The following is a 7,234-nucleotide window of genomic DNA, read 5'->3' on the forward strand; positions in this document are numbered from 1 at the left end:
AGCCACCCGCCCCCGCCGCCGCCCCACCGGGCACCTGCTGGTCATCCGCGACTCGACCGGGCCCGCGCCGAGGACCTGACCGGCAACGGCGATGCCGCAGCACGACGGCTCGACTTCTGGCACGGTCGAGGGAACCCACCCACGCCGGTGTGACGCGTCAGGAGAGGTCATGGCCGACATCGTTGTACGGCACCGAACGGTCGAGGTCGACGGCATCACGATCTTCTACCGCGAAGCCGGTCCCTCCGACGCGCCGGTCGTGTTGCTGCCACACGGGTACCCGTCGTCGTCGTTCCAATTCCGCCACCTGCTGCCCGCGCTGGCCGACCGCTGGCGCGCCATCGCGCCCGACTACCCCGGCTTCGGGTACAGCGGCCTGCCCGACCCGAGCCGGTTCGCGTACACCTTCGACGCCCACGCTCACCTGCTCCAGCGCTTCGTCGACACGCTGGGGCTCAGCCGCTACGTGATCTACCTCCAGGACTACGGCAGCCAGTTCGGGCTGCGCCTGGCGATGGCCGCACCGCAGCGAGTCGCCGGCCTCGTCATCCAGAACGGCGACATCTACCCCGACCAGCACGGGCCCAAGTACGAGCCGCTGAAGCGGTTCTGGCGCGACCCCAGCGACGAGGGCCGGGAGGAGTTGGCTGCGGCGATCAGCGAGGAGGGCTTTCGCCGCGAGTTCCTGGGCGAGCTGCCGGACCGGCTGACCGACCGGGTGAGCCCGGACCTGTGGCGGCTCTCCGGCGCGCTGGTCGCGGATCCGCGGCGGCGGGACGCCTGGCTGCGGCTCCTCGCCGACCAGGGCAACACCGTCGCCTGGTTCCCTCGCCAGCAGGAGTACCTGCGGGCCCACCGGCCGCCCGCCCTGATCGTGTGGGGGCCGCACGACGGGTACATGCCGGAGGGCGCTGCCCGCGCCTACCTGCGGGACCTTCCGGACGCGGACCTGCACCTGCTCGACGGCGGGCACTGGCTGCTCGAAACGCACCTCGACGAGGTCGTCCGGCTGGTCCGCGACTTCCTCACCCGGCTCCAGCCCTGAACGGGTGGCGGCGATCAGACCGCCAGGGCCGCCCGGACCTCCCGCTCCGCCGTGACGCCCCCGTCGCCGTGCGAGGTGACCCGACCGGACTCCAGCACGTCGTAGCGGTCCGCCACCCGCAACGCGAAGCCCAGGTGCTGCTCGACGAGCAGCACACTGAACCCGGACTGCCGGGTCAACTCGACGATCCGCTCCTGGATCTCCGCGACCACCGACGGCTGGATGCCCTCGGTCGGCTCGTCGAGCATCAGCAGCCGGGGTCGGGTGACCAGGGCGCGGGCGATGGCCAACTGCTGGCGCTGACCGCCGGAGAGCAGCCCGGCACGACGCCGCAGCAGCGGACGCAACGCCGGAAACAGATCCAGCGCCTCCGCCGTGGCCACCGCCCCGCCGCGCCGGCCGTCAGCGACCAGCCGCAGGTTCTCCGCGGCGGTCAGGTGCGGGAAGCACTGCTGACCCTGCGGGACGTACGCCATCCCCCGCGCCACCCGCTCGTGCGGCCCGGCGCGGGTGACGTCCTCACCGTCCAGCTCGACGGTGCCGGCACTCGGACGCAGCAGGCCGGCCGCGACCCGCAGCAGGGTGCTCTTGCCGGCACCGTTGTGCCCGAGCACGGCGGCCACCCCGTCGGGCGGAACCGCCAGATCGACCCCGTGCAGCACCCGAGAGCGCCCGTACCCGGCGTGCACCCCGCGCAGCGTCAGCATCATGCCTCCCGGCCAGTGCGGGCCGACCCGGCGTCGACCGGGTGGCCAAGGTAGACCTCCTGCACGCGCGGGTCCGCCTGGACCTGCGTCACCGTGCCTTCGCTGAGCACCCGGCCGGCGTGCAGCACGGTGACGCTGCGCGCGAACCGACGCAGGAAGTCCATGTCGTGCTCGATCACGACGACTGTGCGATCCCGGCTCAGCGTCTCCAAGAGGGCGCCGGTGGCGTCGCGTTCCTCGTGGCTCATCCCGGCCACCGGCTCGTCCAGCAGCAGCAGCCGGGCGTCCTGCACCAGCAGCATGCCGATCTCCAGCCACTGCTTCTGGCCGTGCGCGAGCGTCCCGGCGAGGTTGCCGGCCTGCTCGGTCAGGCCAATGGTTTCCAGCGCGGCGGCGATCTCGTCGGGGACACCCCGGCGGCGGCGGGCGAGGGTCGCCCAGCTGCGCCGGGCGCCGGCGGCGATGTCGAGGTTCTGCAACACCGACAGCTCCTCGAAGACCGAGGACGTCTGGAAGGTCCGGCCGATGCCGAGCCGACTGATCCGGTGCACCGGTCGGCCCAACAGCTCCTCGTCACCGAACCGGACCGAGCCGGTGGCTCCGACCAGGCCGGTGATCGCGTCGACGAGGGTGGTCTTGCCGGCGCCGTTGGGCCCGATCAGGAACCGGATGTCACCGGCGGGCACCTCCATGCAGACGCCGTCGACGGCGGTGAAGCCGTCGAAGCTGACCCGCACGTCTCGGACGGACAACCCGTCCAACCGCTCGCCGCTCATGCCGCCGGCACCTCCGTCCGTTCGACGCGTCGTCGGCCCAGCGACAACCATCTGCGGCGCGCCGGTTGGGCGCCGACGTCACGGCGGCGGGCCAGCGACCACAGCGACGCCAGGCCGCCGGGAAGGAACGCCACCACAACCACGAAGAGCAACCCCTGAAGGTACGTCCAGGTGCCCGGGAAACGCTCGGAGAGGGCGGTACGCGCCCAGGCTACCGCCACCGCGCCGAGCACCGGCCCGAGCACTGTGGCCCGACCGCCCACCGCGACGCCGATGACGAACTCGATCGACGGCACGATGCCGATCAGCGCCGGCGAGATGATGCCCACCGCCGGCACGAACAGCGCCCCGGCCAACCCGGCCATGCCGGCCGCGACCACGTACGCCACCAGCTTGACCGACGCCGGGTCGTAGCCCAGGAAGCGGACCCGCTCCTCACCGTCGCGGACCGCCACCAGCAGCTCGCCGTAGCGGCTGTGGATGAGCTGACGGGTCAGCGCGAGCAACGCCAGCAACGTTCCGGCGATGATGAAGTACACCATCCGCTGGTTGACCGGGTCGTCCAGGTCGTAGCCGAAGAAGCCCTTGATGTCGGTGAGCCCGTTGGTGCCACCCGTGGTGCCCTGCTGGCCGATCAGCAGGATCACCATCGCGGCGGCGAGCGCCTGACTGAGGATGGCGAAGTACGCGCCGCGCACCCGGCGGCGGAAGACCAGCGAGCCGAGCCCGAAGGCGACCGCCATCGGCAGCAGGACCGTGGCGGGCAGCGCGAACCACGGGCTGGCGAACGGTCGCCACCACAGGGGCAGCTCGTCGAGCTGCCCGTACAGCTGCATGAAGTCGGGCATCCCACCTGGGCCCGCGTCGGCGAGCTTGAGGTGCATGGCCATCGCGTAGCCGCCGAGACCGAAGAAGACGCCCTGGCCGAGGGTGAGCATCCCTCCTCGACCCCAGGCGATCCCGATACCGACCGCCACCATGGCGACGCAGAGGTACTTGGCGAGCAACGCCAGCCGGAAGTCCGACAACATCAGCGGCGCGACGGCGAAGAGCAGCGCCGCGCCGAAGGCGAAGCCGGCCGCCGTGCGCAGCCGTGCGCGGCCGGCCGGCCGGTCCGGCGGTACGGCGTCGACGGGTGCCGGGCGCACGGCGGGTGGCGCGGGGGTGACGGCGGTCATGCGAGGCTCCTGGTCCGCAGGGTGAACAGGCCCTGTGGCCGCCACTGGAGGAACGCGACGATCGCCACGAACACGATCACCTTGGCGACGCTGAGGGTGGTGAGGTACTCCCCGGTGGCCTGGAGCACGCCGAGGGCGAAGGCGACGATCACGCTGCCCTTGAGCTGGCCGATCCCGCCGACCACGACGACCAGGAAAGCGTCGATGATCAGGTTGGTGCCCATGGTCGGGCCGATCGGGCCGAGCAGGGTGAGCGCCACCCCGGCGAGCCCGGCCAGCCCGGAGCCGAGAAAGAAGGTCGTCCGGTCGACCCGGGAGGTGGCGATGCCGGACACCGCGGCGAGGTCGCGGTTCTGCACCACCGCGCGGATCCGACGCCCGAGCGGGGTCAGTCGCAGCGCCAGGGTGAGCGCCGCGACGGCGGCCAGCGCCAGGGCCAGGATGAACAGCCGGTTGTTGGCGATGGTCAGCCCCCCGGGCAGGGCCACGTTGCCGGTGAGCAGCTCGGGCGCGCGGGTCTGCACGTTCGGGCTGCCGAAGACGTCCCGGGCCAGTTGTTGCAGCATCAGTGACACTCCCCAGGTGACCAGCAGAGTGTCCAGTGGCCGGGCGTAGAGCCGGCGGATCAGCAGCACCTCCAGCAGGACACCCATGGTGCCGGCGACCACGAACGCCACCGGCAGCGCGACCACCAGCGACAGGCCGGCGCCGGTGATGCTCTGTTGCAGAACATAGGTGGTGTACGCGCCGGCCATGATGAACTCACCGTGGGCCATGTTGATCACGTTCATCTGGCCGAAGGTCAGCGCGAGGCCGATCGCGATGAGCAGCAGCACCGCGCCGATGCTGATGCCGGTGAAGAGTTGACCGAAGAGGACTGTCACGGTGGGTACTCCGAACTGCTGGTCGGGTGGCCCGGGCGGCGCGCGCCCCGCCCGGGCCGGCGTCGTCAGCTCAGGCCACTCGCCCACGGGTAGGTCTTGAGGTACGGGTCCGGCGCGACCGGCTTGCCCGAGTTCCACACCTCGGTGATCAGACCGTCCGCGCCGATCTTGCCGATCCGGGCGGTCTTGGCGATGTGCTGGGTCTTGCCGTCGACGGTGACCAGACCCTCCGGCGCGTCGAAGGTGATCCCGTCCGAGGCGGAGCGGACCTTCTCCACGTCGAAGGCGCCGGCCTTTTCGACCATCGCCTTCCACAGGTGGACGCCGACGTACGCGGCCTCCATCGGATCGCTGGTCGGCTTGTCCGCGCCGTACTTCGCCTTGTACGCGGCCACGAACTTCGAGTTCGCCGCGCCCGGGGTGGTCTGGTAGTAGTTCCAGGCCGTGAGTTGGCCCTCCAGGTACTGGGTGCCGATGCTCTTGACCTCTTCCTCGGCGATCGACACCGACACCACCGGCATGGAGGCGGCGGTCAGGCCCGCCGGCTTGTATTCCTTGAAGAAGGCCACGTTGCTGTCGCCGTTGAGGGTGTTGAACACCGCGTCCGCGCCGGACGATTTGACCTTGTTGACGATGGTGCCGAACTCGGTGGAGCCCAGCGGCGCGTAATCCTCGCCGAGCACGGCCATCCCGTTCGCGGTCGCGTACGCCTTGATGATTTTGTTGGCGGTACGGGGAAAGACGTAGTCGCTACCAACCAGATAGACCGACTTCGCGCCCTGGGATTTGAGGTAGTCGAGCCCGGGAACGATCTGCTGGTTGGTCGTCGCTCCGGTGTAGAAGATGTAGGGCGACTGCTCCAGGCCTTCGTACTGCACCGGGTAGAACAGCAACGCCTTGTTCTTCTCGAACACCGGCTTGACCGCCTTGCGGCTGGCCGACGTCCAACAACCGAAGACGGCCGCCACCCGGTCCTCGGAGATGAGCTTCTCGGCCTTCTCGGCGAAGGTGGGCCAGTCCGAGGCACCGTCCTCGCCGACCGGTTGGATCTTCTTGCCGAGGACACCGCCGGCCGCGTTGATCTCCTCGACGGCGAGCATGATGGAGTCGCGGACGGTGACCTCGCTGATCGCCATGGTCCCGGAGAGCGAGTTGAGCAGGCCGACCTTGACGGTGTCGCCGGAGACGTCGGCGGTGACGCCGGTCGCGCTCGCCTCGTCGGTGGTCTTGCTGCCGCACGCGGTCATCGCGGCCGCGGCGACCAGGGTCATGGCACCCGCCAGGATGCGGCGGCCCCGGAATAATGACATCTACTCTCCCTGCGATGCACTCAGGTGACGAAAGGACGGTCGGTGCGGTCCGATGAAGCTGAGATGGGCGATGCCGAGGCCGACGGGTGGACGCCGTTCGGGGCACCGGATCGGATATGGGCAGGGAAAGCGTCGACCGGCATGATTGCGCGGAGGTTTCCCGGTCCTTAATTGACTGTTTCCGATAGACCTGCGGGTACGCACGAAAGAACGGCCGACACCGTGGGGAGGAAACGGTGCCGGCCGTTCGGAAAGATGCGAGACAAGTGCCACCACAATGGTCGGCGGACACATCTGCCGACGGTGGGCACGCAATGGTGAAAGCTGACCGCAGGGCCAGATACTTCACGCAGGAAGTATCTTAGGACGGGATCGGGTGGCGTTGTCAAGGGCCCGGTGGGCCGACTGCCGGCGCCCGGTTCAGAGTTGGGCGAGCACAGTGAAGTCCAACCCGTCCGCCTCTGCCAGGTAGATGCGCTGACGCACGTGCCGCTGACGCAGCCGCAAGCGTCCACGCGGCCCGTGGTAGGCGACCGTGTCGGCGGCCGTCTCGATGGCTCGTACGTCGAGGGTGCGGGCCTGGGCGATCAGGGCGGCGAGCAGCATGACGCCCTCGTAGCAGGACTCCCCCAGGCTGCCCAGCGGCGGCGCCTCCACCCCGAAACGCCGGGCGAACTCGCCGTGGAAGTCGAGGTTCTCCGGGGTCACCAGCCCGGCGAAGAAGCCCGCCGTGCTGTACAACCTCCGGGTCGCGCCGGCACCGCTGGCCAACAGCATGTTCTCGTCCATCAGGGTGCTCAGCCGCAGGCAGCGCTGATCCAGACCGGAGCGGGCGAACGCGCGGTTGAACCGCACCGCGTCGGCACCGACCAGCAGCATCAACACCGCGTCCGCGTCACTGTGTTCGATGCGGCGCAACACCTCGGTGAAGTCGTGCGCGTCCAACGGCAGGAAGTGCCGGCCCACCACCTGCCCACCGCCGCGCAGCGCGTACCGCTGGGCCGCCCGCGAGGTACGGCGCGGCCACACGTAGTCGTTGCCCACCACGAACCAGCGACGGACCCCCTGCTCCCCGGCGAGCAGCCGCATCGCGGGCCACAGCTGGGCGTCCGGCGTCTCGCTGGTCAGGAAGACCCCTTCGGTACGTTCGCCGCCCTCGTAGAGTGCGGTGTAGACGTACGGCACCCGGTGTGCGACGCGGGGCGCCAACGCCTGACGCACCGAGGAGATGTGCCACCCCGTCACCCCCTGCACGGCCCCCACCGACACCAACGCCTCGACCTCGGCGGCCACCTCGGGCGACGGTTCGCAACCGTCGACCGGCACGAGACGCA

At 70.2% G+C, this 7,234-nt stretch carries 7 protein-coding genes; 1 reads left to right on the forward strand and 6 read right to left on the reverse strand.

Features of this window, described 5'->3' with window-relative positions:
* Positions 1-169: 169 nt before the first annotated feature.
* A complete protein-coding gene (locus DLJ59_RS01210; protein ID WP_124770679.1) occupies positions 170-1,045 on the forward strand; it encodes an alpha/beta fold hydrolase in 876 nt (291 codons plus the stop codon).
* A 14-nt stretch (positions 1,046-1,059) separates the two neighbouring features.
* On the opposite strand, the gene urtE is transcribed toward DLJ59_RS01210, so the two are convergent.
* The 6 genes from urtE to DLJ59_RS01240 form a co-directional block, all read right to left on the reverse strand.
* Positions 1,060-1,752 carry an urea ABC transporter ATP-binding subunit UrtE gene (gene urtE / locus DLJ59_RS01215; protein WP_124770680.1) on the reverse strand — a complete coding sequence of 231 codons (693 nt, stop codon included), beginning with the start codon at positions 1,750-1,752 and terminating at the stop codon, positions 1,060-1,062.
* The gene (gene urtD / locus DLJ59_RS01220) at positions 1,752-2,528 is read right to left on the reverse strand and encodes an urea ABC transporter ATP-binding protein UrtD (RefSeq protein ID WP_124770681.1); all 777 of its coding nucleotides are present in this window, start codon (positions 2,526-2,528) and stop codon (positions 1,752-1,754) included. The genes urtE and urtD overlap by 1 nt, the downstream gene beginning before the upstream one ends.
* A complete protein-coding gene (gene urtC / locus DLJ59_RS01225; protein WP_124770682.1) occupies positions 2,525-3,706 on the reverse strand; it encodes an urea ABC transporter permease subunit UrtC in 1,182 nt (393 codons plus the stop codon). Before urtC ends, urtD begins: the two co-directional genes overlap by 4 nt.
* Complete coding sequence (gene urtB / locus DLJ59_RS01230) at positions 3,703-4,677, reverse strand: urea ABC transporter permease subunit UrtB (protein WP_244235777.1); 975 nt, start codon at positions 4,675-4,677, stop codon at positions 3,703-3,705. Before urtB ends, urtC begins: the two co-directional genes overlap by 4 nt.
* A complete protein-coding gene (urtA, locus tag DLJ59_RS01235; protein WP_124770683.1) occupies positions 4,656-5,900 on the reverse strand; it encodes an urea ABC transporter substrate-binding protein in 1,245 nt (414 codons plus the stop codon). The genes urtB and urtA overlap by 22 nt, the downstream gene beginning before the upstream one ends.
* Positions 5,901-6,320: 420 nt before the next feature.
* A partial coding sequence (locus tag DLJ59_RS01240) for a substrate-binding domain-containing protein (RefSeq protein WP_124770684.1) occupies positions 6,321-7,234 on the reverse strand: 914 nt, incomplete at its 5' end.

It is taken from the genome of Micromonospora inaquosa (assembly GCF_003857055.1).
Lineage (GTDB): Bacteria > Actinomycetota > Actinomycetes > Mycobacteriales > Micromonosporaceae > Micromonospora > Micromonospora inaquosa.

Coding starts and splice junctions, on each gene's coding strand:
- urtA (WP_124770683.1), bottom strand. CDS start 5,900: ATGTCATTATTCCGGGGCCGCCGCATCCTGGCGGGTGCCATGACCCTG.
- urtD (WP_124770681.1), bottom strand. CDS start 2,528: ATGAGCGGCGAGCGGTTGGACGGGTTGTCCGTCCGAGACGTGCGGGTC.
- DLJ59_RS01210 (WP_124770679.1), top strand. CDS start 170: ATGGCCGACATCGTTGTACGGCACCGAACGGTCGAGGTCGACGGCATC.
- urtE (WP_124770680.1), bottom strand. CDS start 1,752: ATGCTGACGCTGCGCGGGGTGCACGCCGGGTACGGGCGCTCTCGGGTG.
- urtC (WP_124770682.1), bottom strand. CDS start 3,706: ATGACCGCCGTCACCCCCGCGCCACCCGCCGTGCGCCCGGCACCCGTC.